This window comes from Amycolatopsis sp. NPDC114503, assembly GCF_055633655.1.
The window spans coordinates 201629-228294 of sequence record NZ_JBVKDT010000010.1 but is presented as its reverse complement, the minus strand read 5'-3'; the positions used below and the strand labels follow the sequence as shown (position 1 = coordinate 228294).

The 26666-nt window shown below is 68.1% G+C and carries 21 protein-coding genes; 14 read left to right on the top strand and 7 right to left on the bottom strand.

The window, feature by feature from the left end; translation table 11 throughout:
- Genes clpB through ACZ7OI_RS36015 form a run of 5 tightly spaced genes read left to right on the top strand, consistent with a single transcriptional unit; the run spans nt 1 to nt 6471 of the window.
- A complete protein-coding gene (gene clpB, locus ACZ7OI_RS36035; RefSeq protein ID WP_470268552.1) occupies nt 1-2625 on the top strand; it encodes an ATP-dependent chaperone ClpB in 2625 nt (874 codons plus the stop codon).
- A 16-nt stretch (nt 2626-2641) separates the two neighbouring features.
- On the top strand, nt 2642-3832 hold the full coding sequence (locus tag ACZ7OI_RS36030; RefSeq protein ID WP_470268551.1) for a PucR family transcriptional regulator: 1191 nt from the start codon (nt 2642-2644) through the stop codon (nt 3830-3832).
- 2 nt (nt 3833-3834) lie between these two features.
- Nucleotides 3835-4170, top strand: coding sequence for a hypothetical protein (locus ACZ7OI_RS36025; RefSeq protein WP_470268550.1), 336 nt, complete (start codon nt 3835-3837; stop codon nt 4168-4170).
- Entirely contained in the window at nt 4167-5084 is a 918-nt protein-coding gene (locus ACZ7OI_RS36020; protein ID WP_470268549.1) for a Dyp-type peroxidase, read from the top strand. Before ACZ7OI_RS36025 ends, ACZ7OI_RS36020 begins: the two co-directional genes overlap by 4 nt.
- A gap of 4 nt (nt 5085-5088) precedes the next feature.
- Entirely contained in the window at nt 5089-6471 is a 1383-nt protein-coding gene (locus ACZ7OI_RS36015) for a glucose-6-phosphate dehydrogenase (RefSeq protein WP_470268548.1), read from the top strand.
- Between the two features lie 18 nt (nt 6472-6489).
- Here the strand turns inward: ACZ7OI_RS36015 and ACZ7OI_RS36010 are convergent, their stop codons facing one another.
- The 3 genes from ACZ7OI_RS36010 to ACZ7OI_RS36000 all read right to left on the bottom strand — a co-directional run bounded on the left by ACZ7OI_RS36010 (nt 6490) and on the right by ACZ7OI_RS36000 (nt 10597).
- Nucleotides 6490-7458, bottom strand: coding sequence for a cation diffusion facilitator family transporter (locus ACZ7OI_RS36010; RefSeq protein ID WP_470268547.1), 969 nt, complete (start codon nt 7456-7458; stop codon nt 6490-6492).
- A gap of 17 nt (nt 7459-7475) precedes the next feature.
- Entirely contained in the window at nt 7476-8108 is a 633-nt protein-coding gene (locus ACZ7OI_RS36005) for a DUF1345 domain-containing protein (RefSeq protein WP_470268546.1), read from the bottom strand.
- Nucleotides 8109-8722: 614 nt separating this feature from the next.
- On the bottom strand, nt 8723-10597 hold the full coding sequence (locus tag ACZ7OI_RS36000) for a hypothetical protein (protein WP_470268545.1): 1875 nt from the start codon (nt 10595-10597) through the stop codon (nt 8723-8725).
- A 1050-nt stretch (nt 10598-11647) separates the two neighbouring features.
- On the opposite strand from ACZ7OI_RS36000, the gene ACZ7OI_RS35995 reads away from it, so the two are divergent.
- Nucleotides 11648-12742, top strand: a complete 1095-nt coding sequence (locus ACZ7OI_RS35995; protein ID WP_470268544.1) for a hypothetical protein — start codon at nt 11648-11650, stop codon at nt 12740-12742.
- A gap of 659 nt (nt 12743-13401) precedes the next feature.
- Nucleotides 13402-13872: a DUF6461 domain-containing protein gene (locus ACZ7OI_RS35990; protein ID WP_470268543.1), complete on the top strand. Its 471-nt coding sequence runs from the start codon at nt 13402-13404 to the stop codon at nt 13870-13872.
- A 140-nt stretch (nt 13873-14012) separates the two neighbouring features.
- On the opposite strand, the gene ACZ7OI_RS35985 is transcribed toward ACZ7OI_RS35990, so the two are convergent.
- Entirely contained in the window at nt 14013-14606 is a 594-nt protein-coding gene (locus ACZ7OI_RS35985) for a TetR/AcrR family transcriptional regulator (protein ID WP_470268542.1), read from the bottom strand.
- Nucleotides 14607-14754: 148 nt separating this feature from the next.
- Here ACZ7OI_RS35985 and ACZ7OI_RS35980 point away from each other — a divergent pair, with 148 nt between their 5' ends.
- Nucleotides 14755-15513, top strand: coding sequence for a DUF998 domain-containing protein (locus tag ACZ7OI_RS35980; protein ID WP_470268541.1), 759 nt, complete (start codon nt 14755-14757; stop codon nt 15511-15513).
- A gap of 1514 nt (nt 15514-17027) precedes the next feature.
- The gene (locus ACZ7OI_RS35975; RefSeq protein ID WP_470268540.1) at nt 17028-17354 is read left to right on the top strand and encodes a hypothetical protein; all 327 of its coding nucleotides are present in this window, start codon (nt 17028-17030) and stop codon (nt 17352-17354) included.
- Nucleotides 17355-17780: 426 nt separating this feature from the next.
- On the opposite strand, the gene ACZ7OI_RS35970 is transcribed toward ACZ7OI_RS35975, so the two are convergent.
- Both ACZ7OI_RS35970 and ACZ7OI_RS35965 read right to left on the bottom strand, forming a co-directional pair.
- Nucleotides 17781-18437 (bottom strand): hypothetical protein, encoded by a 657-nt coding sequence (locus tag ACZ7OI_RS35970; protein ID WP_470268539.1) that lies wholly within the window; start codon nt 18435-18437, stop codon nt 17781-17783.
- An 80-nt stretch (nt 18438-18517) separates the two neighbouring features.
- A complete protein-coding gene (locus ACZ7OI_RS35965) occupies nt 18518-18850 on the bottom strand; it encodes a hypothetical protein (RefSeq protein WP_470268538.1) in 333 nt (110 codons plus the stop codon).
- Nucleotides 18851-19070: 220 nt separating this feature from the next.
- On the opposite strand from ACZ7OI_RS35965, the gene ACZ7OI_RS35960 reads away from it, so the two are divergent.
- Genes ACZ7OI_RS35960 through ACZ7OI_RS35950 form a run of 3 tightly spaced genes read left to right on the top strand, consistent with a single transcriptional unit; the run spans nt 19071 to nt 22914 of the window.
- A complete protein-coding gene (locus ACZ7OI_RS35960) occupies nt 19071-19796 on the top strand; it encodes an NUDIX hydrolase (RefSeq protein ID WP_470268537.1) in 726 nt (241 codons plus the stop codon).
- Entirely contained in the window at nt 19793-20926 is a 1134-nt protein-coding gene (locus ACZ7OI_RS35955) for a 5'-methylthioadenosine/S-adenosylhomocysteine nucleosidase family protein (RefSeq protein WP_470268536.1), read from the top strand. Before ACZ7OI_RS35960 ends, ACZ7OI_RS35955 begins: the two co-directional genes overlap by 4 nt.
- Nucleotides 20923-22914 (top strand): hypothetical protein, encoded by a 1992-nt coding sequence (locus ACZ7OI_RS35950; RefSeq protein ID WP_470268535.1) that lies wholly within the window; start codon nt 20923-20925, stop codon nt 22912-22914. The genes ACZ7OI_RS35955 and ACZ7OI_RS35950 overlap by 4 nt, the downstream gene beginning before the upstream one ends.
- A 1102-nt stretch (nt 22915-24016) precedes the next feature.
- Here ACZ7OI_RS35950 and ACZ7OI_RS35945 read toward each other — a convergent pair.
- Nucleotides 24017-25288, bottom strand: a complete 1272-nt coding sequence (locus tag ACZ7OI_RS35945; protein ID WP_470268534.1) for a vanadium-dependent haloperoxidase — start codon at nt 25286-25288, stop codon at nt 24017-24019.
- A 114-nt stretch (nt 25289-25402) separates the two neighbouring features.
- Between ACZ7OI_RS35945 and ACZ7OI_RS35940 the strand changes: the two genes are divergently transcribed.
- Both ACZ7OI_RS35940 and ACZ7OI_RS35935 read left to right on the top strand, forming a co-directional pair.
- On the top strand, nt 25403-25984 hold the full coding sequence (locus ACZ7OI_RS35940) for an RNA polymerase sigma factor (RefSeq protein WP_470268533.1): 582 nt from the start codon (nt 25403-25405) through the stop codon (nt 25982-25984).
- Nucleotides 25981-26661, top strand: coding sequence for a QcrA and Rieske domain-containing protein (locus ACZ7OI_RS35935; RefSeq protein ID WP_470268532.1), 681 nt, complete (start codon nt 25981-25983; stop codon nt 26659-26661). Before ACZ7OI_RS35940 ends, ACZ7OI_RS35935 begins: the two co-directional genes overlap by 4 nt.
- The last annotated feature ends 5 nt before the right edge of the window (nt 26662-26666 follow it).

Sequence of the window (26666 nt, the reverse complement as noted above, 5' to 3'; positions counted from 1 at the left end):
ATGGATCCCAACCGGCTCACTCAGAAATCTCAGGAAGCGCTGCACGACGCGCAGACCGCCGCGGTGAAGTACGGCCAGCCGGAGGTCGACGGCGAACATCTGCTGCTCGCGTTGCTCGACCAGTCCGACGGGCTCGCGTCGCGGCTTCTCGAAGAGGCAGGTGCGGACCCGGCCCGGCTCAAACAGGAGCTGGAAGCCGAACTCGGCCGCCGTCCGAAAGTGAGCGGCCCCGGCGTCGCTCCCGGCGAAACCCGCGTGACCGCTCGGCTCACTCGGGTGCTCGACGCGGCTGATCGCGAAGCGGGGCGGTTGAAGGACGATTACGTGTCCGTCGAACACCTCGTCGCGGCGTTGCTGGAGGAGGGCAGTTCGAGCGCGGCCGGACGGCTGTTGCGCGGGGCGGGGCTGACCCGGGACAAGTTCCTGGACGTGCTGCGGAAGGTGCGCGGCAACCAGCGCGTCACGTCGGCGACGCCGGAATCCGCTTACGAGGCCTTGGAAAAGTACGGCCGTGATCTCGTCGCGGACGCGGCGGCGGGCAAGCTGGACCCGGTCATCGGACGCGACGCGGAGATCCGCCGGGTGATCCAGATCCTCTCGCGCAAGACGAAGAACAACCCGGTGCTCACCGGCGATCCGGGCGTGGGCAAGACCGCGATCGTCGAGGGGCTCGCGCAGCGCATCGACCGCGGCGACGTGCCGGAAGGGCTCAAGGGCAAGACGGTGTTCTCGCTCGACCTCGGCGCGCTCGTCGCGGGCGCGAAGTACCGGGGCGAGTTCGAGGAGCGGCTGAAGGCCGTGCTCAACGAGGTGACCGCCGCCGAGGGCCGGATCCTGTTGTTCGTCGACGAGCTGCACACCGTCGTCGGCGCGGGCGCCACCGAGGGCGCGATAGACGCGGGCAACATGCTCAAGCCGATGCTCGCGCGCGGCGAATTGCACCTGATCGGCGCGACGACGGCGGACGAGTACCGCAAGTACATCGAGAAGGACGCCGCTTTGGAGCGGCGGTTCCAGCCGGTGCTGGTGGACGAGCCGTCGGTCGAGGACGCGATCTCGATCATGCGCGGGCTGCGCGAGCGGCTTGAAGTGTTCCACGGCGTGAAGATCCAGGACAGCGCGCTGGTCGCCGCGGTGGTGCTGAGCCATCGCTACATTTCGGACCGGTTCCTGCCGGACAAGGCGATCGACCTGGTGGACGAGGCGTGCGCGATGCTGCGCACGGAGATCGACTCGATGCCTGCCGAACTGGACGAGCTGAGCCGGCGGCTGACCCGCACCGAGATCGAGGAAGCCGCGCTGGCCAAGGAAACCGACGCGGCGAGCCATGCCCGGCTGGAAGAACTGCGGCGCGAACTGGTCGATCTGCGCGCCGAGGCGGGCGGGATGCGGACGCAGTGGGAGGCCGAACGTGCCGCGCTGCACAAGGTCCAGGCGCTGCGCGAGGAGATCGAGCAGGTCCGGCACGACGCGGAAGCCGCCGAACGCGCGTACGACCTGAATCTGGCCGCGCAGCTGCGACACGGCCGGCTGCCGGAACTGGAGCGTCGCCTGGCGGGCGAGGAAGAACTGCTCGCCACGCGGCAGGCAGGCACCCGGCTGCTTCGTGAGGTCGTGACCGAGGAGGAGATCGCGGCGGTCGTGTCGCGGTGGACCGGCATTCCGGTCAGCCGGCTTCAGGAAGGCGAGCGGTCGAAGCTGCTGCGCCTGGACGAACTGCTGCACGAACGCGTGATCGGCCAGGACGAGGCGGTGCAGCTGGTCGCGGACGCGATCATCCGCGCCCGGTCCCGGATCAAGGACCCGCGCCGCCCGATCGGGTCGTTCCTGTTCCTGGGGCCGACCGGCGTCGGCAAGACCGAGCTGGCGAAGGCGCTCGCCGCGGATCTGTTCGACACCGAGGACAACATCGTCCGGATCGACATGAGCGAGTACCAGGAGCGGCACACGGTTTCGCGGCTGGTCGGCGCTCCGCCCGGGTATGTCGGCTACGACGAGGGCGGCCAGCTCACCGAAGCCGTGCGGCGCAAACCGTATTCGGTGGTGCTGTTCGACGAGATCGAGAAGGCGCACGCGGACGTCTTCAACACCCTGCTGCAGGTGCTCGACGACGGACGGCTGACCGATGCGCAAGGCCGCACCGTCGACTTCCGCAACACCGTCATCATCATGACCTCCAACATCGGCGCGCACTTCCTGATCGACGGAGTGAACGCGGAGGGCGAGATCACCGAGTCCGCGCGCGGCGAGGTGATGGCGGCGCTGCGCGGGCATTTCCGGCCGGAGTTCCTCAACCGCATCGACGACATCGTCCTGTTCAAACCGTTGACGCTGCCGGAGATCGAACGGGTCGTCGAGCTGATGCTGGGCGAGCTGCGCAAGCGGCTCGCCGAACAGAACATGACCCTGGAGGTGTCCGACAAAGCACTGCGCTTCATCGCCGAACAGGGCTTCGACCCGGTCTACGGCGCCCGGCCGCTGCGCCGGTTTCTCGCTCGCGAGGTCGAGACCCGGATCGGGCGCGCGCTGCTCGGCGGCGAAGCGCACGACAACACGACCGTCGACGTCAGCCTCGACGACGGAGTGCTCACCGTGACGTGCCGGGACAACGAGGCAGCGGCATGATTCAGCGGGCGAGCCGATGACCACAGGCGGACTCGTCGCCTGGGTTCAGCCGCGGCTGCCGCGGCTGATCGACGAGATCTGCGCGGCGGCGTGCGAACGGATCGGCCTCTACCGGGACGAGAAGATCGTGCCGCGCGCGGACCTGCACCGCTCGATCGCGGTCAACGTGCGGTTCCTGGTCGACTCGCTCGGCGGCATCGAGGCCCCGGACCAGGGCGCTCCGCAGGAGACCGGCAGCCGGCGCGCTCGCCAGGGCGCGCCGCTGCCGGAGGTGCTGCAGGTGTACCGGATCGGCTGCGCGATGCTGTGGGACCTGCTGGCCGCGCACGCCCGCGAGACCGGCGGCGTCGACGTGCTGATCGACGCCGCGAGCCTGCTCTGGCAGGTCACCGACGAACACGCCGTCCGCGTGACCGAGGCGTACCGGGCGGCGAGCGCGGAACTTCTCGTCGCCCAGCAACGCCGCCGTTCCGCGCTGGCCGAGGCCTTGTTCACCGGCCAGCGTCTCTCCGAAGCCGGGCCGTGGGAAGCCGGACGGCTGCTCGGCCTGCCGCTCGACGGGAAACTCGCCGTCGTCGCGGCCGAGACCCGAGGGCTGGCCGAGGAGAGCCTGGTCGGCATCGAACGGCGGCTCGGGCAGCTTGGCATCGTCTCGGCGTGGCAGCTCACTCCCGTGCTGCAGGCGGGGGTGGTGTCGGTGCGCGACGAGCAATACAGCGCGGTGCTGACCGTGCTCAACGAAGTCGCGTTGACCCGCACCGGGGTCAGCCCGCTGTACGCGTCGCTGGCCGACACCCCGCGCGCGCTGCACCTGGCGCGCACCGCGCTGGCCGGCACGCCGCCCGAACGCGTCGAGGTCCGCGCGTTCGACCCCAGCCCGCTGGCCGCGCTCGTCGCCTACGACCCCGACGAGGGCAGGCGGCTCGGAGACCAGGTCTTCGGCCCGGTTCTGGATTTGCCCGCCGACGAACGCGATCTGCTGCTGGAGACGCTCGAGGCGTACTTCTCCGGCGGCGGCTCTTCCGAACGCGCCGGACAGACTTTGCACTGCCACGCCAACACCGTCCGCTACCGGCTGCGGCGGATCCGGGAACTCACCGACCGGTCGCTGACCGACCCTCGTGACCTGGCCGAGCTTGTCACCGCGATGCAAGCGCTGCGCATCGACTCTCCAGCCCGGCAACTTTCGCACTCTCAAAGGGATTAACCATGAACCAGATCACCGCGAAAACCCTCGGCACCCCGAGCGGCGGACTCTTCGACAACCCGTGGCCGCCCGATTTCCCGACCGCCGGACAGCGCGTCGCGATCTTCGCCTACGAAGTGACCAGGGTCGACGGCACCGCCGAGGGCGACATCCGCACGTACCACGTCGGCCCTGCCGAAACCGCCGCGGAGGGCCCGATCGGATCGAGCCACGACGAACCGCAAGGCATCACGGTCGCTTGGCGCGGCTGCGGCACCGGCACGGTCGTGTCGATGTCGGCACCGCTGGACCGCGAACGCACCTGCGTGGTCACCCCGGACGAGGCAGGCCTGCTATGACCACTCCGCAACCTGTTCTCGCCCAGCTGAGCGAAAGCGCGACCTTCCTGACGCTGACGATCAATCCCGGGGGAGAGGCCGCCGTCCTCGGTCTGCTTCCCGACCTCGCCGGGCTCGTCCGCTCCGTGGCATTCCCGCTCCCGGAAGAACGCCTCACCTGCGTGACGGGCTTCGGCTCGCAAGCCTGGGACCGCCTTTTCACCGGCCCCCGCCCGACCGGTCTGCATCCCTTCCAGGAACTGACCGGTTCGCGTCACCACGCGCCTGCCACCCCCGGCGACGTCTTCCTGCACATCCGCGCGACCCGGCAGTACCCGTGCTTCGAACTGGCCCGCCGGGTGGTGAACCGGCTCGGCGACGCGGTCTCGGTTTACGACGCCACCCCCGGGTTCCGCTACTTCGACCGCCGCGACCTGCTCGGCTACGTCGACGGCACGGAAAACCCCACCGACGCGGCCGCCGCCCGCGCAGCGCTCATCGGAGAGGGTCCCTTCGCCGGCGGATCCTTCCTGATCGTGCAGAAATACCTCCACGACCTGGCGAAGTGGACGGCGATGCCGGTGGAGGAACGCGACCGGTCCGTCGGCAGGCACCTGGCCGACGACGTCGAAATCCCAGACGCGCAGAAGGCGCCGGATTCGCACGTCTCGCGCACCACGATCGAGGACCCGGACGGCACGGAACACAAGATCCTGCGCGACAACATGCCCTTCGGCTCCATCGCCCGCGGCGAGTACGGCACCTACTTCTGCGGCTACGCGGCCGATCCCGCGGTGACCGAGAAAATGCTGGAGCGGATGTTCGTCGCCGATCCGCCGGACCTCCTCCTCGACGTGTCCACCGCGGTCACCGGCAGCCTGTTCTTCGTGCCCCCGGCCGATTTCCTCGACGATCCGCCGGTCCGGCAGGGCTGAACCGATGACGGACTGGAACGCCGGAGCACTGGTGATTTTCGGGATCACCGGGGATCTCGCGGCGAAAATGACCCTCCCCGCGATCTACCGGCTCGAACAGCGCGGCGAACTGCGGTGTCCGGTCATCGGCACCGCCACCGCTTCGCTGTCCCGCGCCGAGTTCACCGAACTCGCCCGCCGCTCCGTCGAGAAGGCCGTCGACGACTTCGACGACGCGGTGTTCGCCCGGCTGGCCCGGAGGATGACCTATCTCAGCGGCGATGCCACCGATCCTGAGCTGTACCAAGCACTTGCCGCGCAACTGCCCGCTCGCCCGCTGTACTACTTGGCGCTGCCGCCTTCGCTGTTCGCGACCGTCGTCGACCACCTGGCTGCCGCAGGCCTGCTGGCCGATGCCCGCGTGGCGCTGGAGAAACCCTTCGGCACCGACCTCGCCTCGGCTCGAGCCCTGCGTCAGCGCCTGAGCGAGGTCCTCGACGAGAAGCAGGTGCTCCTGGTCGACCATTTCCTCGGAAAGGAACCGGTCACCGAGATCGAATACCTGCGGTTCGCGAACCACGCACTCGCCGAACTGTGGAACCGCGACAGCGTGGCAGCGATCCAGATCACCATGGCCGAGAAACTGGACGTGGCCGGGCGGGGACGGTTCTACGACCAGGTCGGGGCGCTGCGCGACGTGGTGCAAAACCATCTGTTGCAGCTGCTGGCGCTGGTGGCGATGGACGCGCCGATCGGGTCGAGCGTGGCGGATCTGCGGGCGAAGAAGCTTGAAGTCTTCCGTGCGATCCCGGCCGTGGAGCCGGGCGATTGCGTGCGCGGCCAGTACGAGGGCTACCAAGGTGTGCACGGGGTGGCGGCCGGGTCGAATACCGAAACCTATGTCGCGCTCAAACTTTCGATCGACGACTGGCGCTGGGCCGGGGTGCCGATCTTCCTGCGGGCGGGCAAATGCCTGCCGGAGAGCGTCACGGAGGTCCGGCTGATCTTCAAACACCCGCCACGGCTGCGATTCCTGCCCGACGCGGCGGAGGTCGAGGCAAACCAACTGGTGCTGCGGATCTCGCCGGACCCGGCGTTCCGATTGCGACTGTCCGGTTTGGACAGTGCGCAGCAGTGGCGTCCGGTGCGGCTGGACACGACCTTCGAGCGGGAGTTGGGCAGGCCGCGCTCGCCTTATGAACGCTTGCTGGCTGACGCACTCGAGGGCGACGACCGGCTGTTCGCGTGGCAGGACGCGGTGGAGGAGAGCTGGCGGATCTTGCGGCCAGCACTGGCGTACCCGCGTCCGGCGCGGCTGTACGCACCGGGGACGTGGGGGCCTTCCGCTGCGGACGACTTGGTGGACGGATACCCGGCTTGGCAGTTGCCGTGGCTGCCCGCCAGCTGACCTCCCTGACGGTGAACCTCACTCGACGTACCAGCCGGGCAGCGGAGAAGGCCGCAGGTCGGTCGGATCGCCCGGCCGGGCCAGAGTCACCACAGCCCGCTGGATCTCCGGACGCTCATTGAGCGCGTCCTGCACCTCGTTGACCCGTGCCGCGACAGCGGATTCGGGCGCGTCCCCGGACAGATCGACAGCCGCGACAAGAAAGATGTTGTCCGCGCCGACCCACTCCATGTGCAGAAAGCTGACCCGCTCGATCGCCTCGTGCTCGAGCAGAGCCCGCAGCGCCCGGTTGCGGGCCAGCGGCGTGACCTTCTCCCCGGTGAGAAAGTCCATGTTGCGCACGATCAGGAAGACCGCGACCGCGCCGAGCAGGAGCCCGACCAGGATCGAGCCGAGCGCGTCCCAGCGGGCGTCTCCGGTGAGCTGGTGTGCCAGAATGCTCGCCCCGGCGATCACGAGGCCGATCAGCGCCGAAAGATCCTCGGCGAACACCGCCCGCAGCACCGGATTGGAGGTGACGCGCACGTACCGCAGCGGCCGGAGCTTCCGGGTCGCCGCGCCGCGCCGGGTCTGGCGCAGCGCCTGGGCGAACGAGATCCCCTCAAGCACGAACGACACCCCCAGCACCGCGTACGCCCATCCGTACGAGGACGATTCCTCCGGTGCGCGCAGCGACTGCACCCCGTGCCAGACCGAGACCGCCGCTCCGACGGTGAACAGGCCGAACGCGGCGAACATCGACCACACGTACCCGCCCCGGCCGTAGCCGAGCGGGTGTGTCTGGTCCGGTCTCCTGCCCGCCTTGCGCTCGCCGACGAGCAGGAACACCTCATTGCCGGTGTCCGCCCAGGAATGCGCCGCCTCGGCCAGCATCGCCGCCGAGCCGGTAATCGCCGCCACCGCGGTTTTCGCCGCCGCGATCAGCACGTTGGAGCTCAACGCGACGAGGACGGTCGTGAGGCTCTCGCCGGACCGGGGTTCGGTCATGCTCGGGTCCTTCGCGCTCAGTGGGTGACGATTCCGGCGACAAGGTTGATCGTGGCCGCCAGGATCACCGTGCCGAACACGTAGGACAACAGGGTGTGCCGCAGCACGACCGCGCGGATCGTCGAGCTGGACACGCTGGTGTCGGACACCTGGTAAGTCATTCCGAGGTTGTAGCTGAAGTAGAAGAACTCCCGATACGCGGGCGGATCGTCGGAATTGAAGTCAATCCCGGCGGACGGCGCCGCGTAATACAGGTCGGCGTAGCGGGTGGCGTACATGAGGTGCAAAGCCGCCCACACGAAGAACACGCCGCCCAGCGCAACCGCCGCGGCCGCGGGCCCGGCCGACTGCCCGGACACCAGCAACACCACGATGCCAGTCAGACCGCACAATGCGGCAGCGACGACGATGAGTTCTTCAAGCGCCGGCCGCAAATCCTCGCGACGCGCGTACTGACGGGTCAGATCCGCCGCCATCGGCCACAACACGAGCCATCCCGTGCAGACGAACACCGCCGCCGCCACGGCGATTCCGGCCAAGACCCCCAGCGCGGCACCAGCGCCGACGCCCACCCCGGCTCCGACCGCGAGGCCTGTCGCCGCCGTGATCAAGAGCCGTCGCGCTACGGGGGCGAGAAAACCGAACCGCATTGCTTTAATCCGCTAACGACTGAGGCGATCGACGGCGGATATCGGAAGTTCGATGCATTCCAATGCTGGGTGCCATGGCGGGTACCGTACCGTTCGGGTTCGTCCATGGGCATAGAGCTGTGACTTGAATCAGCCGTTGTTCCAGGGGTTTTGTTTCGCGGAACAAAGAAGACTGTTCGGCATCCCGCCAAGCTCCGCTGAGAACGGCGGCCGCGCATCGGTTCGGCCACGTCAGTCGCGTAGGACATCGCCTCGGCGAACAATCCGTCCACTGTGGACTCACCGCGGAAGAGGCGAAGGTTCTCGGCCAGCACCGTCTCGCCAGGACGTCCTGCGAACGAGGCGACCAACGACTCGTCCAGTCGACAGCGCCACCCGAGAGCGCGACTGCGTAGCACCCGAGCGCCCGGCCGCGGATTCTGGACACCGCTCTCGATGTTGGCGACCGGGCCTGCTCGCCAGCGGCTGCCCGGCCACCACACTCCGCGTTGACCTGATCTCCGCGGTTCCCGGACGAGCCCGCGCCCGCCCGGGAATCCGCCCCGCATACGCGACAGACACCCGGCCGATACCGACGTCCACCCGATCCCGCCCAGACCGAGATGTCCCGACGGTCAGCGTGCAGGCCAGCGCACCGCGTGGATCTGATGGCCGTAGTTCTCGGACTTCCCGACGACGTCCCCACGCTCGTTGACCCCCAACGCCCGCGCCGAGGCCCCGCCCGGCAGGGACGGCAGAACGGTCATTGCCCCGTCCGCGCTCCACCGCAGCGCCCGGTCCGGAACGCCGGAGCTGAAGGAGGCCCACCCGACCACCTCTCCGGCATCGGTGATCCCGGTGGCCTCGCTATGGGTCGCCCCGGCGGGAACGGCGAGGACAGCGAGCTTGCCGTCAACGCTCCAGCGCGCCGGGCGGTCGCCGGAATAACCAGCCGCTTCGCCGCGGTCGTTGACCGCGAGCGCCGCGGTGTAGCTGGCCAGCGGAATGCCGGGCAACTGGGTGAGGGACCCGTTCGCCGCCCAGCGGAGCGCGTGCCGGGAGGTGTCGTCCCGGTGGCCGGAGTGCCCCACGACCACTCCCCGGTTGTTGATCGCCGTGGCACCGCCGGTGAAGTCGCCGTTGAGCTTGGGCAGATAGGTCGAAGTCCCGTCCGCGTTCCACCGGATCGGCCGGGCCCCTCGGGACCGCTGCGCCGTCCGGCCGACGATCACTCCGCTGTCGTTGATCCCCGAAGCACTCGACCAGGTGTTTCCGCCCGGCGTCGGGAGCCGGGTGACGGTCCGGTCCGGGTTCCAGCGGATCGCCCAGGAGCCGTCGGTGCCCGCGACGACGCCGGCGGCGTTGAGCGCGCTCGCCCACCGGGTGTCGCCGTCCGGGTCGAGGTCGGTCATGCGGCCGTCGCGGGACCAGAGCACCGGATGGAGCTTGCCGCCGGATTTCCAGGAACTTCCGACAGCCTGCCCTCCGGCGTTGATCGCGCTCGCCGAGGCCGACTCGAACCGGGGCAGCGAACGGCTCAGATCGACAGCGTGGCCCGAAGGCGACCAACGGACCGCCTGCCGCGCGTATCCGGTGGACGTCACCGAATAGCCGACGACAGCCCCGTGAGAATCGATTGCGGAACCGCTGCTCTCACGGCTTCCCGGCAGCGCACCGAGATCGGTGATGGCACCGCGAGAATCCCAACGCACGGCGTGGCTTACCCCGTCCGCGCCACCGGAAGCGCCAGCGATGACCCCAGCCTGGTTGATCGCGTTCGCGCCGCCGACCGGGTCCTGCGAACGGAGGCCAGGCAACGGCTGGACAGTGCCGTTCGCGTCCCAGCGCACCGGCCGCCCTCCGGAACTGCCCACGACGACGCCGGTATCGCTGATGCCGCTCGCCTTGCTGTCGCTGGTACCAGGAAGCAAGGCGAGCAAGGCGAACGTGCCGTCAGGATTCCACCGAACGGCCCGGTTCCGGACGGTCCCGGCAATCGCCCCGCGGTCGTTGATCGCCAAAGCCGCCGACTCGATGGCGTCCGACGGCATCGGAAGCATGGTCAGGTTCCCGTTGACGTCCCACCGCGCCGCCTGGCCGTGGGAATTGACCGGCATGGTCAAACCGACGGCGATGCCCGCGGAATTGACCGCCGCGGCCTCGCCGTACCCGAACGGACTCGCCGAACGCAGCTCGGAGAACGACCCGTCCCCCTGCCAGCGCACAGGTTTCTGCGTGCCGCTGCCGTTGTAGGCGGACCCGACGACGACTCCCCGCGCACTGATCGCCCGCGCCGCTGACCTGCTGTAAGGGCCCGGAACGGGCAGCCGGACCACAGACCCGTCCGGCTCCCAGCGCGCGGCGACGGAGGCCTCGGCCCCGGTGTCGTAAGTGCCAACCGCGACGCCGCTGTCGTTGATCCCGGTGACCTCGCTCGCGGTATCGCCGGGAAACGCGCCGAGATCAACGATCGCCGCCGTCTCGGCCGTCGCCGTGTGGTTTCCGCTCAAGAGGAGACCGCCGCCGAGTAAAAGGATGGAAAATAAAGTGCCCGGAAAGGAATGTCTTCGTGTCACTCGAGAACACCTCCCGATGCGCGCCGAATGCGCGAACGAGGGGAGTATGACCCGGCTCGCTCGGGGCGGAAACCCGCTGATCGGACGCGCGGGATCGGCTGCTTGTCTGCGGTCAAGGCAGCTTGATGTCCACTGTGGACACTCTGTTGACGGAACGTGTCAGCGGGGAATCTTCTTTCCCTGCCGTGCTGTCGCAACGATGTCGTGTCGGTCACGTCCGCGGCATGCGGAAACTGATGCGCCGCTGCCTCGGCGAATGCCGCGTCGTCACGAGATGAGCCTTGGATCAATGGTTGAGCAGAATTGATCAGCCCTGCTTATGGCTGATCCGGTGCGCGCCAGCGGGGACCTGCCGCTCACGTGGGGAAAGCCATGAATGCTCGCGATGGGCCTGCCCGGGGCGGCTGGAAGGAATCCGGTGCCGGGGCCAGGTTCGGCGGTGCCGTGCACTGCGCGAATACTGCCGTCAGCAGGCCGTTGCAGCCAATCGTTCCCCGACGCCTTCCGTGCTGTTATCCCCGCAGCCCGCGCAAAAGCACCCTTGTGCGTCGGGTGCTGCACGCCCTCGCCGCCCGCCCGCTTCGGCGCTACAGGGCAGGCGTTTGCCGCGCGCTGAAGAATCTCAGTGAGGCCGCCCGATCGGTGACATGTTCTGGAGCACTGCTGGCACCCGATCAAGCAGTCGGAACGTCCGCGCGGCCCAAACCTTCAAAGACTCCGCGAAATCTCACATGGCCACAATATGCCATTAGCAACCTTCTCTCGTCAGTAAATAACCGACCGATAAACCGGAACCATGCTGAATGCGTTGTTTGATTCTTTTCTCAGTTTTTCCCATTGTGCGGTCTTTGGACGCTTTGCCCAGCCCGGGAGCTCCGTGCTGGGACGCGGACCGGAAGGACTGATGACGCTCCTGGGCTCGCGTACTAATCTCTTGCCCACTCGGGTCCGATCAGGAGCCGCCTGGTCAGGACGGATTCGCCCATGAGCGCAGTCCCCGATGCCGACACGCCGCCGACGGCGGAGGGCGTCGTCGCCGTCGAGCCGGAGCAGGGTCAGCCGTCGAGCCAGGACCGATGGTTCGCGCCGAGTCTGCGCGGGAACCGAAATCTGCGACGCAAAAGCGCCGTGCTCCTGTTCGTTTGCTTGGCGGCGGGCATGGCGCTGATCGTGTTCGCCCGGTCGAAGACCTACGTCGCTCTTCCCGCCGTCGTGACTGCTTTCGCGGCTGCCGGGCTCTGGTCGCTCGCCCGGATCACCTTCCGTGCCCCGCACAAAGCGCGGGAGCGGTTGCTCGACATGCCGTTCCGTAAGGTGCTCGTGGACGACGACATGCTCCAGGCCACGAAGCGCACGCTGTACCTGAAGCTGGCGCACGGCCAGTGGTTCCGCATCGGCCCGCCAGTGGTCAACGGCTTGATCAACAGCAGGGGTTACATCTGGGTGGTGGGCCCCGAACCTTCGGGCCGTGCAGGGGTCGTGGTGCCAGGTACGGTGAGCACCGCCGTTCTGCGCGCCCGCGAACTGCCCGGCCCGGCGCGGCCGGTGTCCCCTTGCGAACCGCGTCCGACTCACAACGCGCAACTCCGCCTCATCATCCAGCTCTACCGGCCCCGGAAAATCGCGGCCGCCATCACGAGGCTCGCGCTGGCAGCCTGGCTGGGTGCCACCTACGCGCCCTTGCTGCTGCGCACCTACCGGCAATCCGACGAACTCCTCGGGCTTGCCACGTTCCTCGGGCTTTATCTGGCTGCTGCCCTCATCTGGACGTCAGCGGTATCCCTGCACCACTGGCTGATTCGCGCACCGCGGGCAGTTCGGGCAACCCAATGGACACCCCTGCGGATCGTCTCCGACTCGATGAGAAACGGCGGCAACCGCCGGAAACTCACCTGCCGGGCCACCTCGCCGGAAGGATCCCTCGTGGTGTCCATCACCGGAGGCCCCCTCGCCGCCGCAGTCCGCGCGACCGGGGTCCTGTGGGTAGCGGGCCAGCCGAAGAAAGGCTTTGTCCCGATCAGTTTGCCCGGCTACCCGGTCCTCGGCCACGCGAAACTCGGGCGCATCGAGCGCCGTTGACCCGCGCAGCACGGATTCCTCAGCGAATCGCTCTCGGATAACCCTGCCGTCAAAGGGATTCGCGGGTGACACCTGCTGGCGGCCAGCCGCGAGTTCCGCGAAGGCGATCTCCCGCGCGAGCGGTGGGATGGGCCTGCGGGTCGCGTTCAACCACCTCCTCGACCCCGCACAACGCGCCCGCAGGTCACCCTCATTGGCGAAGACATCCGGTCGGGGCCTCAGACACTTCCTGCCGGATCCGGCCGCGGTCGCCAGCGCGGGCGCGGTAGAGCCCCGGCCCGCCGAGATCGAACCGGACGAGCGACTCCTCCCGGATGGTGCGCCAGAGGCAGAGCCTGCCGCCCGTCGACGTGCTTCACGGAGAAGTCCCATGCCGGAATCGGCACGCTGTTGCCTTTGGGCAGTGGTCCCGGTCGTCGATTTCGTTACGAGGGAAGGAATACTCCGGCGAATAGCGAGATCGCCTCCGACGTATCGGCAGGTATCTGGCAAACGGAGAGGAGCGGCGCGGCGATGTCGTTAGATCTGGCGGCCGAGTTCGGGGAAGCGTGGTGTGTGGCCGTTGTCCGCGGGCGAGGGCCTGACGAAGTCCTGGCGAAGATGGGGCGCCGTCGGGGACCATTGGGCCGGCTGCGGTCGAAGATGGGCCGTTCGGGGTGATGGATCGGGAGCTGGTGCTCGCGCGGGCGTTGCCGGGCCGGGACTGGACGCTCGCGGTCGAGTTCGACGGGCCGACCGGTTTTCTCGGCTGGCGACAAGAAATCCTGGCCGCGCTGTCCGCGGACGGCGGGGCGGCGGGAGCGGCGGTGTTCTTGCCGAATGCGCAGGAAGTCAGTGCCGCCAGGGACGGGCGGGTGGCCGCGGTGATCGATCCGCTGCACAGCTACCGCCGCTCCGGCGCGGACCTGGACCGGTTCGTCGGCCCGATGCGCGACCTCGGGTTCCGTATCGACGACCAGGCCGATGTCGCCGGGGCTGCACGCGACTTGCCTCCCGGGGCGTTGATCACCCTCCTGCTGGAGGTCGTGACCGGCATCGAACTGGACGCCGCCGCGTTCGCGGGACCGTGGCGGGGCGGCACGGTGCGCTTCGACGAACGCGGGCGGGCGATCCGCTTCACCGAGCGTTGACACCAGCCCTCCATTCGGCGGGCGGGGGCGAACTCGACAAGCAGCAAGCCCCTGCCTTGCGGCTCGGGTCAGCTTCGGGAGTCCCGGGCCTGCACCAGCCGGCCCACCGTTACGGCAACCAAGCGTCCGGCGCGGCCCCTTTAAGCCTCGAGCTTTTCCCGGCAATGCGTCCAGCCCTCATCGAGGAGTCGGAATCCCGCATCGATGGTCGGCTCCGGGTCTGCCTGGCGGGCGGCGCTGAGCTGGATCTGCAGCGCGAACCGGACGTAGAAGCGGATCTCGTCGCTTGGCTCAGCGAGCCCGGACTCCTCGGTGATCGCGGTGACCAAGGCGTCTTCGTGGCGGAACCACATCTTCTCCGCGTAGTCGACCAGAGCGGGCGTCCCTTCCATCAGGGTGAGTATCCGGCGCTGGGGCTCGGACCTCAGAGCGGCGAGCTCGGAGAGGTAGTGCGCCTTCAGCGCGTCGGAGATCGTGGTCCCGGGCTCCCGGTTGCTGACCGCGGCCACCAAGCGTTCGTGCCGGTCGTCCTCGTCGCTGAAGACGAGCGCCTCCTTCTGAGGGAAGTGCGTGAAGACCGTTTTGGGTGATACATCCGCCTGGTCCGCGATCTCGCGAACGGTGACCGCGTCGAAGCCGCGCTCGAGGAAGAGCGCCGTTGCCGCATCCAGGATCGCCGCTCGCGTCGCCGCCTTCTTGCGCTCGCGTCGTCCCACGGCTGTTGCGTCCACCATGGCTCGATCCTACTGGCGCGAAGCCCTAGCCACATTGACTATAAAAGTAGTCTCGGTGTAGTAAGTAACCGAGTGAAGTAATGTGGGTCGAGCTCGCGTGAACCTCCCGCTAGCCCGCTCGCACCGACAACAACGCAGGGACCACGACATGACCGCGAACTCGCGCTCGAGCATCGAGCGAGCGAAACCCGACGACAATGCGCGGCCTGAGCCGCTCTCCTCCGATGTGAGTCGACCTTCCCAGTGCCGAGCCGCGGGAGCGTTGCTCCTCGCCGGGCCCGCGATCTTCCTCGTCGCCGAGTTCATCGCCGCCGCAGCCTGGACGGATCCGCCCTACAGCTACACCTATCACTTCATCAGCGACCTCGGAGTTCGCGGACCTTCGACACTGTTCGGGCAGTACATGCACTCGCCGCTCGCGTGGGTGATGAACACCGGCTTCTTCCTGTTCGGGATCACGATCCTCGCCGGTACCGCAATGCTGCGCGGTTTGCCGGGGCGACGCCGCTGGGCCGTGCTGGCGCCCGCGACACTGCTGGCCGTCGGCGGGATCCTGCTCGCGTTGTTTCCCGGCTCCGGCGAGGCGCTCAAGGACGGCACCGGCGAGTTCCACAGCTTGGGAGCCTTCGCAGGCTTCACCGGCGGCAACGTGTTGGCCATCGTGCTCGGAAGCATGCGCCGGCGCGTCGGATTCTCGCCGATACTCGGGAAAGCACTGATCGCGGTTGGCGTGATCGGCCTGCTTGCGATGCTGCTCTATCTCGTCGCCATCTTCACTGCGGGCGACACTGTCGTCGGCATCATCGGACTCATCGAACGCGGCGCTGTGCATCCGTTCCTGATCGGCATCCTCTGTGCGGGAGCATCGATCCTGAACCGTCTGCCCCGGAAACGAGCCCGCTCATGACGACACACCCCTGGCGGAAGCACGACGACTGGGCGTCGCGGTACCGCGCCTGGAAGCGGCGGAACCGAGCTTCGCCAGCGAGGGATGGGCTGAGGGGAAGCGGAACCGCGGGAAAGTCTCTTTTCGCTGACCAGCGCATTCACCGGCGTAATCCTCTTTTGCGCGTGTCCCAGCGGTTCCCCGGACAGGGACGATGGTGGTGCGGTTGGCCAGCGCCCGTACTGCGAAGTGCTTGAGCTGCAAGCCCAGCGTGACTTCCGAACCGGCGACTGGTCGGTCAGCATCGTCATCGTCCGGCGGAGATCTCCTCCAGATCAGTCCAGTAGCGGTCGGCGTTGACCGTGTCGACGAAGGTATCGATCATTCGGTGGCCGTGAACGGCGGTGTCGGGCGAACGCTTCATGGGTGCGAACACGCGGCCGCGGTGGGTCGCCAGCCCCTGCGATAGCGATGGCTTCCGCGACAGGCGTGGTGATCCACCAGTGTTTCCCTGGCCGGCCGGAATGTCCCCTTGCCAGGGGCGACGCGATCGCTGGTGCGTTGTAGTGCTCGACGACCGCGCTGCGGCAGATTTCGTGGATTTCGCTGTCGCGCATCATCGACAGCGCGGCGACCAGGCGGAAGCCGCGTCGCGCAGTTTTGGGAAGCAGCCGGTAGATCTCGGTCGGGTCCAAGCGCCAGGGACCGGTTGGGCCGTCCGGGCGGGTTGTGCAGGCGAGATCGTCGATGAGACCGGTGGTCGTGCGGTGCCCGGCGTGCGACGCGTCGAGGACGCGAGTTCGGTGCTGGGTTCCCAGGCTCGTCCGGGCGAGCACGTGGTTGGTCGCCCGGGAACAACCCGAGCACTTCCCAGTTGACCGCTGTCTCGTTCGCCTGTCCGCTTGGGGCGGCAGATTGCTTGGCGTGCAACGGAATAGGGTTCGCCGGATCGGCCAGGTAATCCTGGTGAAACCGACGCTGGCACCAGTGACGTTCGAAGGTTCGCGTCGGTGGGAGAGATGATCATCTTGCGCAGTCGGCGCGAAGTCTCGGGCTCGCCTCGAGCCCGCGAACGACCACAATGGACGGTCTGAGGCCCGGGAAAAACCTCCAGAAAACCAAAACCCCAGGTAAACGTAACCTGGGGAGCGAGGGGGCGCTATCAGGGACTCGAACCCCGAACCCGCTGGTTAGGAGTTGGGTGCCTGAGGTGCCGGATGGTGTCGAGCGATGTCATTCAAGACCTTTTCGTCTGGTCGCAGGGTGTTTGCGGTGTCGTGGTGTGTCGGCTGCTGTTGCCGTGTGGTGGAGGTCCCGGGCTCGCCTCGGGCCGCACATGTCGGATGGTGCCGCGTGGGCCGGCCTCGGTATTGCGACGCGTGCTGGGGCGGTTGTCGTGACGGGATCGGGCGCTCGGCGTGATCCGGTCGTCTTGGCGGCGAGCATCATGGTCGGCGTCGTGGTTTGGCCTGACATTTCTCCTCGGCTTCGGGAATGTGCTGGCGATTGCTCTTCGTCTGGGAGTGCCGGTCTGGATGGCACCGCTGGTTGCACCGGCGGTTGTTTTGACGGTGGTGGCGTTGCTCGTCGCGGTTCGGCGGCTGTTGGTGGGCGCGAGGGTGGCGACGTTGGCATTGAACGTGGCCGAGCCGCTGGCTGCTGGTGAAGTCGGCAAGGCGTTGTTCGATGCAGTGGGGTCGCTGTTGCTGATCAGCTGGTCTGACGTCGGGCCGGTCTCGTGCAAGATCTCACCGATGTTCAGGGAACGGTGGCCTATCGGCCTGATGCGTCAACCGATAACGTGTGTGAGAGGCCTCCGCAGCCCGATAGTAAAAAAGAAGTCGGGCTTGATCCCCGGTTGATGGGGGCGAAACTGATAGACGAGCAACATCGTGAGCGTCCGGTTTCGAGCAAGTCGTTGGGAGCCGGAGCGGAACGGCCCCGGGCGTTGACGCGAGTGGTACCCACGGATTGGCGTGAAAAGATGAACCCGACGCGTAACGCGGTGCCTGATTTCGGCTGCGGCAAGGCACCATTTCGTGTCGTCTTCGAAGTCCTCGTGCTAGAGCAGTTGGCAGCTGCAGGGTCGTCGAGAAGGTCTTCGAGCAGACCTTGTGCGGCCGCGGGGCGAGGGGGCGATGTTTAGTCTCAAAACAGCGGCCCGGCGGACCGCCCTGAGCTGCTCGGCGAGGTGGAGGCCGAGGTACGGCAGGTCGCCAAGTTCGACGAGATCCCCAGGTCTGAGGCAATCGGAAGGGACCGGCATCCATGCTGACCAGCCCACGTCGTCATGGCGGTGGGAGGACATCCGCGACGTCGGCGACCTGCTTGAGGAACGCGTCGGCCGGGCGGCCCTTGATCGGGTCCGTTTCGGCGATGACGACCAGCTTCCCGTCCAGCCGCGACCGGTAGTGCTTTCCCGTGAAACGAAAGCCGCCTGCTTCGAGAACCTCCGCCCCGAACGGGGTGACGTCACCGGATCCGTACGTGTCTTCCAGCCTGCGGAGCTGTGCGGCTGATTCGGCCGACGGCATCTTCACCCAGGTGACCGATCCGGCGATCGTGTTTCCGTTCTTGTCCTGAACGGCGAACAGCAGCTGGTCGAGCCTCTCGCACGGATGGCGCAGGAAGAACTGCTGAACCTGGCCGTACGACTGGACGGCGCAGCGCAGGTCCTTCTCGATCTTCTTCCTGATCTCCTTGAGAGTCAGCCGTCGCCAAGCCTCGGCGCGGTCGCCGTTGCGCGCGGCCTTCTTGCTCTTGGCTGTGACCGCGTCGGACACGCTCTCGGTCGTCGCAGCGTCGAGTCCGGCACCGACCGAAGTGACTGCGTCTCCGCCGCTTGCCGCCGCCACAACTGTCGCCAAGGCGGCCGCGGCGAAAAAGCTGCCTGTCTTGATCCATTTGCCGTCGGGGCCTCTGGGCTGGTTCGGGTCGAAAGGCATGCGCTGCGCTCCTGAATCGAGTCGGGCGAAGGTTCGACTTTGCCGGAACAGGAGCAGGCCCAAAGCCGCGAATTCGAGAATCACCTGATCGTCTCAATGCCCGCGAGTCCCGACGCGGCGCGGTCGTATGCTTCCTGCGGGATCGACCTCGCTACAACCCGCACAAGGCCTTTCGCGCCACCGGCCCGGCCCTGTGTTTTCGGGTGCGTCTGCAGGCGGTGGAGGTCGAGGGCCAGGTGAAGGCGTTGGCCTGCCGCCGCGCGCGGGTGGGGAGCCGCCTTGAGGTAGAGGGTCAGCGCGTTCTCCAGTTCCGCAGCCCGGCTGGCCACGAGGAACAGCCAGTGCTGGTTGGCCGCCATAAAACGGCCGAAGGCGTGCCTGGCGCTCGTAGCTGCGTTGCTCGTGGGTGCCACGGTTGACCTGCTGTTCCTCAAAACCCGTTTCCTGCCCTCGGGTTTGTGCGTCTCCGGCCGATCGCGGACGGGGTGGCGGACTTCCAGTCGTCGACCGCAATCTTGGCTGCCGCGTTCTGTGCGTTCGGTGCCTGGTGCTCGGCTTGCTCGCCGACCGCCTGGGAAGACACAGACAGAAACCACTTTACTGTCATATCGACAGTAATCTACAGTGGTGGCCATGCCTGGTGATCATTGGACTCCGCCGCCGGTCCTGCTTGCTGTCGACTTGGTGATCTTCACTCTGCGCGAGTCGGCGCTGCAGGTACTGCTCGTGGAACGTGGCATTGAGCCGTTCCGTGGCGCATTCGCACTGCCAGGCGGGTTTCTCGCGGACGACAGCGAGGACGTCGTCGCTGCCGCGGCAAGGGAGCTGCGGGAGGAAGCCGCGCTCGATGCGGCCGAGTTGCATCTGGAACAGCTTGGTGCATACGGCGCGCCGGGCCGGGATCCGAGAGGGCGAGTCATTTCGGTGGCCTACCTCGCGATCGCGCCGCGCCTTCCCGAGCCGCGAGCGGGCACCGACGCCGCGCGTGCGGTCTGGGTGCCTATGCCGGAGATTCTCGACCAGCGCGTCCGGCTCGCGTTCGACCACGAGTTGATCCTGCGAGACGGCTTGGAACGCGCGCGGGCGAAGCTCGAGAGCACGGCGCTGGCTACCGCGTTCTGCACGAGTCCGTTCGCGATCAGCGACCTGCAGCAGGTGTACGAGGCGGTGTGGGGGGTCGAGCTGGATCCGCGGAACTTCTACCGGAAAGTGCAGGCAGTCGACGGCTTTCTGGTGCCGGTCGGGGAGGAACGGCGGGTCGGCCGGGGACGCCCCGCGCGGCTGTTCAAGGCCGGGGGACGAGTCACGCTCTGGCCGCCGCTCGTGCGTCCCGCAGTACCCGCGAAGGGGGAACAATGAACGACGATCTGATCGTAGTGCTGACCGCGTTCAATACGGAGTACAACGCGGTCCTGTCCAAGCTGGCCGACGTCGAGCCGCATTGGCACGACAAGGGAACGCTCTTCGAAATCGGCACGATCAAGGGCACGTCCTGCCGGATCGCGCTGAGCTTGACGGGGAAGGGCACCCATCCGGCCGCAGTGCTGGCCGAGCGGGCGATCGAGCATTTCTCTCCGGCCGCCCTCCTGTTCGTCGGCGTCGCGGGTGCGTTGTGGGACACGCCCCTCGGGGACGTCGTGGTGGCGACGCACGTGCAGGCGTATCACGGCGGCACTGCCGAAGACGACGGCCTCAAGGCTCGCCCGCGGGGATGGGAGATCGCGCACGACGTCAGCCAGGTCGCCCAGTACGTCGCGCGGGCCGGAAGTTGGGAGCCGGATGTCGCGCCTGGAACGCAGGTGCGGTTCGGAGTCATCGCTGCCGGCGAAGTGGTGCACAATTCGCGGCTGTCCGCGGAAGCGCGCTGGATCCGGCAGCACTACAACGACGCCGTGGCGATCGAAATGGAAGCCGCCGGAGTCGCGCAGGCAGGACACCTTGGCGGCTGCCCCGTCGCGATCGTCCGGGGCATCAGCGACCTCGCCGACGGCAACAAGAATTCGGCTGCCGACCGCAATTGGCAACCGATAGCGGCTTCGCACGCGGCGGCCTTCGCCGTGCGGTTGGCAGAACAACTGATCCGAAAAGGGGAGCATCGGACCATGAGCGGACGCAGAAACGGGCAGCACGGCTCTGTGCACAACTACGCCGCCGGTCAGGTCGGCATCCAGGCAGTGAACGTCATGGGCAGCACGGTCTACCAGAATTCCTCCGGACCGGTCGGCGGCCCTCGAGATCTGGCGGCTGAGCTGGCGACCGTCCGTGCTGACTTGGAGCAGGAGCGGGCCTGCGGACACGTGGACGACGCGACCTACGGCGCGGCGTGCGCGGAACTCGACCAGGCGGACGAAGCACTCGGTGCGGACGGGCCGGAGCGCAAGGACAAGGTGGTGCTGGCGCTCAAGCGGCTGGGCGGGCTGGTGTCCGATCTCGCTGCGCTGGCGGCGAAGGTCACCGCCCTGATCGCCGCGGCCAAGGGGCTGGCATGACCGGGATTCCGTCCGATGAGTCTTCCGGATCCGGCCGTCAAACCGGAATCCACGGCCACAACGTCGTCGATTCTGTCGTCTACCAGAATTCCGTTCACTATGACGTGTCGCCGGATTCGCCTCCGGAGAAGAAGTATTCGGTCGGAGTCGCCTACCTCCGGGAGGGGTGTCCGTCGCAAGCGAGGGAGCTCATCGCCGACGCCAGGGCGAACGGCTACGACGGCGGGCACGTCCGGTTCCACCTGATGCTCGCCCTGCTCAGCAAGAGGTCGTACCGCGACCTGACCGAGGAAGATCGGCAGCAGTTGGCTGCCTTGCCGCAAGACGCCGATAAACTGCCTGCCGACGAATGGACCCGAGCGCTGGTCGCGGTGTCGGCAGTGCTCGCCTGCTACGAAGATCCCACCCTCGACTCGGGTGCGGCACTGAGGAAGCTGCACGGGGTCGCCGCGGCACAGCGACAGGAGATCATCAAGCATCTCGACCTCGTGCTCACCGCAAGTCTTCGCGAAAGCCTGTGGGCCGAAACCCGGCAGACCGCCAAGAAAAACCGGCTCTCCGGCGGCCGGTTGGACCGGGCTTGGGCCTACTTCCATCCGATCCCGGCCCCTCCGAGGGCGCGGGTGGTGCCGCCGTCGACAGTCAGCATGCGGGACCGTGTCCGGGCGGTGCTCGGCGGTCTTGCCGCGGTTGGCGGGCTGGGCTATCTGGGATGGACCGTCCTGTCGAGCGGGCAAGCGCTTCCGATCATCGTGTTCGTGTTGCTCATCGCGGTCGGGGTCATCGCCGCGCGCACCGGGTTGGAATGGCGTCATCTCGCGGAGCGACTGGCAGCGAAGCACCGGGCTTTCTCCCGCTTTGGCGCACGGGCCTATTACGGCGAGCCAGGTTTCGCCCGCGACGTCGACCGCGAGGTGCGATATTACTTCGGGAAGTTCCTGCCGCGCGACATCGAGCGGGAAGCATGGCTGCGGGAGAGCGCGGGATTCCAGGCGGCGCTGCGCAATGAGCTCGTCGACGTCTACCGGGAATCCCGGACCGACGCCAGCCAGGTGCACTGGTTGATCCGCTTCCATGCGCGGGAAGCGCGGAAGCGATGGACGGACGGCACGTTGTTCGACTACCGCGAGCAGTACCGCGTCCCGCCGGGCACGCAGGTGTGGTGTGCGCTGTCGTGCTTCGCGCTGCTCGCCAGCAGCATCTACGTCGGGTCGGCCGCGGTCCGAATTGAGATCTTTCCCAATGCCGCTGCGGCGGTGCTGGGTTTCGCCGGAGCGTGGGCTGCTGTTTCGGGCTGGGGACACATCTTGTGCGAGCACCGCCGGATCAGCGAACAGGAGCGCGAGCGGAAACGGGTCCTGGCGGCCAGAGAACAGGAATACCGCCGGTGGAGCACAAAGCTCGACGATACCCGGCCTCGTGAACGGGAGATGGAGGACTGGCTGGGCTGCGACCGCATCATGGTCCTCGACAAGGCATTGAGGCACTACAAACTGGCCTGGCGGGACGTGCTCGCCTATGCCTTCCTCCAAACCCCCGGAGTCCCCTCGAAGCGAGCACGGGTGCGCAACGGGCCCTGGCGGTATTCTAAGTACGATATCCGGCTCTTTCTGATGACCGTCGACGGAGTGCGGGAATGCATGGCCGAACTCGACTTCGAAAAGGTCAGCTTCGGAGACGAAGCGCGCATCAACTATCGCTTCGACGCGGTGTCGTCGGTGCACGTCGCCGTCACCGACGAGTTGCGGCACGCACTGGAACTCACCTTGATGAACGGGCAGCCGCGCCAGATCCGGGTGATCGACGACCGGTCCGGCATCGGAGAGGAGGAGGACGCCAGGAAGGTGGCCGACTTGAACCTCGACAACGCGGGTTTCAAGCACACCTTGCACATCCTGGAAGGAATTGCCGCGGAAGGAAAAGGCTGGATCGACCGGGATCCGGAGATCAAGGCGCGCCGCCGCGCCGGCGTACTCGGCGGAGACTGAGGCGGTCGTGCCGCTCGAGTGCTGCGGGTGGAGGACGATGAGCCGATCGCTGAATCGCCGCGGCGCGGTCTGACTCGCAACGCAGCGACAGGCGGGGCAAGATATCCGGAGACGAGGTTCAGCGGGTTTCGCTGGATGGAGGGTTCCGACTGAATTGTCGTCGGAGCAGGGTTGGCCGACTGCCGCGTCGGCGGGCGGATTCCGTGGGATCTTGGTCGGATGGACACGAGACGCGCACAATCTGGGCCGGGGGGCTGCGCGGAGCCGGGTGAACGCGGTCGTGAAATGGTGGGTCGAGGGCCTTATAGCGGATTCAGCCGAAGGCGTCGCGTCAACGGGTCGCGCAATATGTAGTGGTGCTCTAAGGCCGCTGGAGATCGTGTTGGCCGGCTGTCTCTGGTCTACGGGAAAAGCGCTGCTGGCTACCTCCTTGCCAGTATGGCTGGGGCGCGTCCCTGAACTGCGGTTATCGAGAATCTGTTGGACGGGCAACGTAGTTGGCCGCTCTTGAGTGCGGTTCAATGCTGGTCGGAGTCGTTGGACGCATGGCCTTGCTCCAGTTCTGCTCCAGAAAGATTCGCGTGAATGCGTGCTTGGTCGACGTTCATCATTTTTCTCGCGCACGGGGGGGGGGGGGGGGGGGGAGAGACAAGGCCAAGTCGAACGCGGTGCCGGCCTTGGATCCCTCCTTTCCTCCCCTTCCCCCCTCCCCCTCCCCCCCTAAAACACACACCACCGAGTCGGACGCGGTGCCGGCCTTGGACCCCTCGCGCGAGGGGAAGATTCGATCGGAGTTTGCGCGGGTCGGTTCCTGGGGGCCACCCGTCCTTGCACGGGGAGAACCGGCGGCCAGTCGGGCGGCGTTGAGCACGGCGCAGGGACCACCTCCGCTCGCGCGGGGAAGACGGTCCACGCGGGCCTGTTCCCGAGGCTCGTTCGGATCGCCGACCGTCTGTTCACCGCACCCCTCACCGCCCGCCAGCCTCACGCCCGGTGGCTTCCCTCCGCGACCGAGTGGATGCAGCCCATCCCCGTCTTGACACCGGCATCCTCGGCGCAAACCGCCCCGCCGCGTCGGTTTCCAGATCCTCAGCTGCGAAGGTCAGGAGCGCAGCACGAACGCGGCGACGTCGAGGCCGAGCTGGCGGCCGGCGTCGTGGTCGAGCCGGGTGTGCACGCCCGCGGGGATGCGGCTCAACCCCGCTTCGTCGGCCACGTCCTGGAACGTGCTGAACCGCCGCACCACACCCGGCAGTGCCTCGGACGTGACCTCCAGCGCCCGTCGCGGCCCGTACTCCTCGCGCAGGACCAGCGCGCCCGCCTGAGAGATGACGCTGTGCGCGCCGGGGTACGCCGGATCCGCCGGGGTGGTGGCGAGGCTCGACCAGTCCGGGATCGCGTCCGTCGCCGGGTTTCCGTCGCCGTCGGCGAGGCGGACCGCGGTGATCGGCCGCCAGATCCGGTAGTGGTACTTCGCTTCGTAGAACGCGATCACGGCGTCGGCGAAGGTCAGGTTCAGCCGTGCGAACACCCGGGCCGCGTCGAGGAGGCTGCTGCGCGAACCGCCGACGACTGACTGCGCGATCTCGTTCCAGTAGTTCCAGATCGGCGCCGCCCAGAACCGCGCCTGCACGGTCTGGTCCGCGGTGCGGGTAGTGCTCTTGTCCCGGCCCGTCGCGGCGACCTCGTTCAGCGCTCTCGCGTACCGGGCGCTGTCCAGCGCGGGGTAGGGACATGGCCGGAACTGCCCGGCCCGGTCGAGCACGAACGGCGTCACGTCGGGCCAGTGGGTGAACACCGCGGGCGCGAACGCGGGCGGCGTCGGCCGGTACTGCCCGGGGGCCGTGCCCGGCGTCAGCACCGGCGGGATCGCCGCGGAGCCGTCGTCCGCGCGCAGGCCGAGCAGCAACCGGGCCACCAGCCGCCCGGCTCGCACGCCGCCGTCGCGCGCGTCCGGCGGTATGCCGGTCAGCTGCCCGGTCAGCAGGCTCGCGAGTTCGGCGGACCGGGCGGGGTAGAGCGCGGCCAGGACGTCGTGCGCGGCCTGCGCCGCCGCCGCTTTCGGTGACGCGGGGCCTCGGACGTCGAGCGTGAACAGGTACGGATGCCCGTCACCGGCCGTCGCGACGACGGCGTCGTGCATCGCCGCGTGCAGCAGCGCGAAGCTGCGCGTCGGGTGCACGGTCGCAGGCTGGAGGCCGGGCGTGCGCACGATCGCCAGCAGCTCGCGGTTCCAGGCGAGGACGACGTCCGCGCCGCCCGGCCGGAGCGGCGTCGCCGCGGCGGCGGGCCCCGGCAGGGCGGTGGTGGCGAGCACGGCGGCGGCCGCCCCGCCGGTGACGAGCAGTTGCCGGCGTGACATCGATGCGGTCATTTCGCTCCTCGGGTCGTCGGGAACTCCGCTCATGGATATGGTTTCTGGTTACGGCGTAACCCCGGTTCGTATCCCTCTGGTGATGGGAAGAACCCGGTGGGGAGAAGGCGGGCGGTGCCGGTGGCACAGCGGTTCCGGCGCAGACGCGCCGTACAGGACGAAGCGGGCGCGGCGCCCCGCGCGCGGCTGCACGCGGTCGGCGCGGACGTCTACCCGGACTGGGAGGCGGTCTACCGCGACAACGTCGACCGCGTGTTCCGGCTGATGTTCTCGAAGGTCGGCAACCGGCCCGACGCGGAGGACCTCACCACGGAGGTCTTCCTGACAGCGTTGCGGCCGCTGCGAGTCTCGGCGAGCGTGGGCGAGGTCCGGGCGTACCTGCTGGCCACCGCGCGGACGGTACTGGCCGGGCATTGGCGGCGCACACTCGGCCGGGAGATCACCGCGCTGGACGAGGAGCGCGACATCGCCGCGTTCGAGGCGGACACCGTGGACCCGGGCGTGCTCGTCCGCGCCGAGGCGATCCTCGCGCAATTGCCCGAGCGTTACGGCCGGATCCTGCGCCTGCGGTTCCTGCAGGCATGCTCGTTGAAGGAGGCGGCGGCCGAGCTGGGCACCACCGTCGGCAACGCGAAGGTGCTGCAGCACCGCGCGTTGCGCCAGGCGGCCCAGCTGGCGGAAGGGATGGAGACGTGAGCACTCGAGGCGTCCGCCGGTTCGTCAAGGACCTCCTGCGCCGGCGCCGGCCGCGCCCGTTCGAGGCAGGCCCCGGCGACGAGGCTGAGCTGCGGACCGCGGTGCTGCTGCGCGCCGCCCGGCCCGGTGGTGCGGCGGCGAGCGAGGAGTTCGTCGCCGCGCTGCACCGCCGGCTCGCCCAGGAGCTGCGCGAACCCGCGCCGGTGCCGGGCGGCAACCGGCGCCGGTTCATCCAGGTGTCCTCGGCCGCCGCGGTGGCGGCCGCGGCGGGCGCGGGCGTCGAGTACCTGGTGACGTCCGGGGCCGAACCGGCCGCCGCGCCCCCGGAAGAGAAGACCCTGCGGCCCGAGAACGGCCAGTGGCGAGCTGTTGTCGCGGCCCGCGACCTGCCCGAAGGCGGCGTGCTGCCGTTCGACTTCGGGGCCGTCGCCGGATTCGTGCAGCGCTCCGGGGGGCAGGTGCGCGCGGTTTCGGCGACGTGCACGCACCTCGGCTGCCGGCTGAACCTGGATGCGCCGGCCCGGCGGCTGAACTGCCCGTGCCACCGGACGTCGTTCGCCGTCGACGGCGCGGTCCTCACGCACCAGCTGCCGGTGACCCCGCCGCCGCTGCCGCACCTGGTGGTGCGCGAGTCCGGCGGCGTCGTCGAGGTCCTGGTGCCGGCGGAGGGAGCGTAACCCCC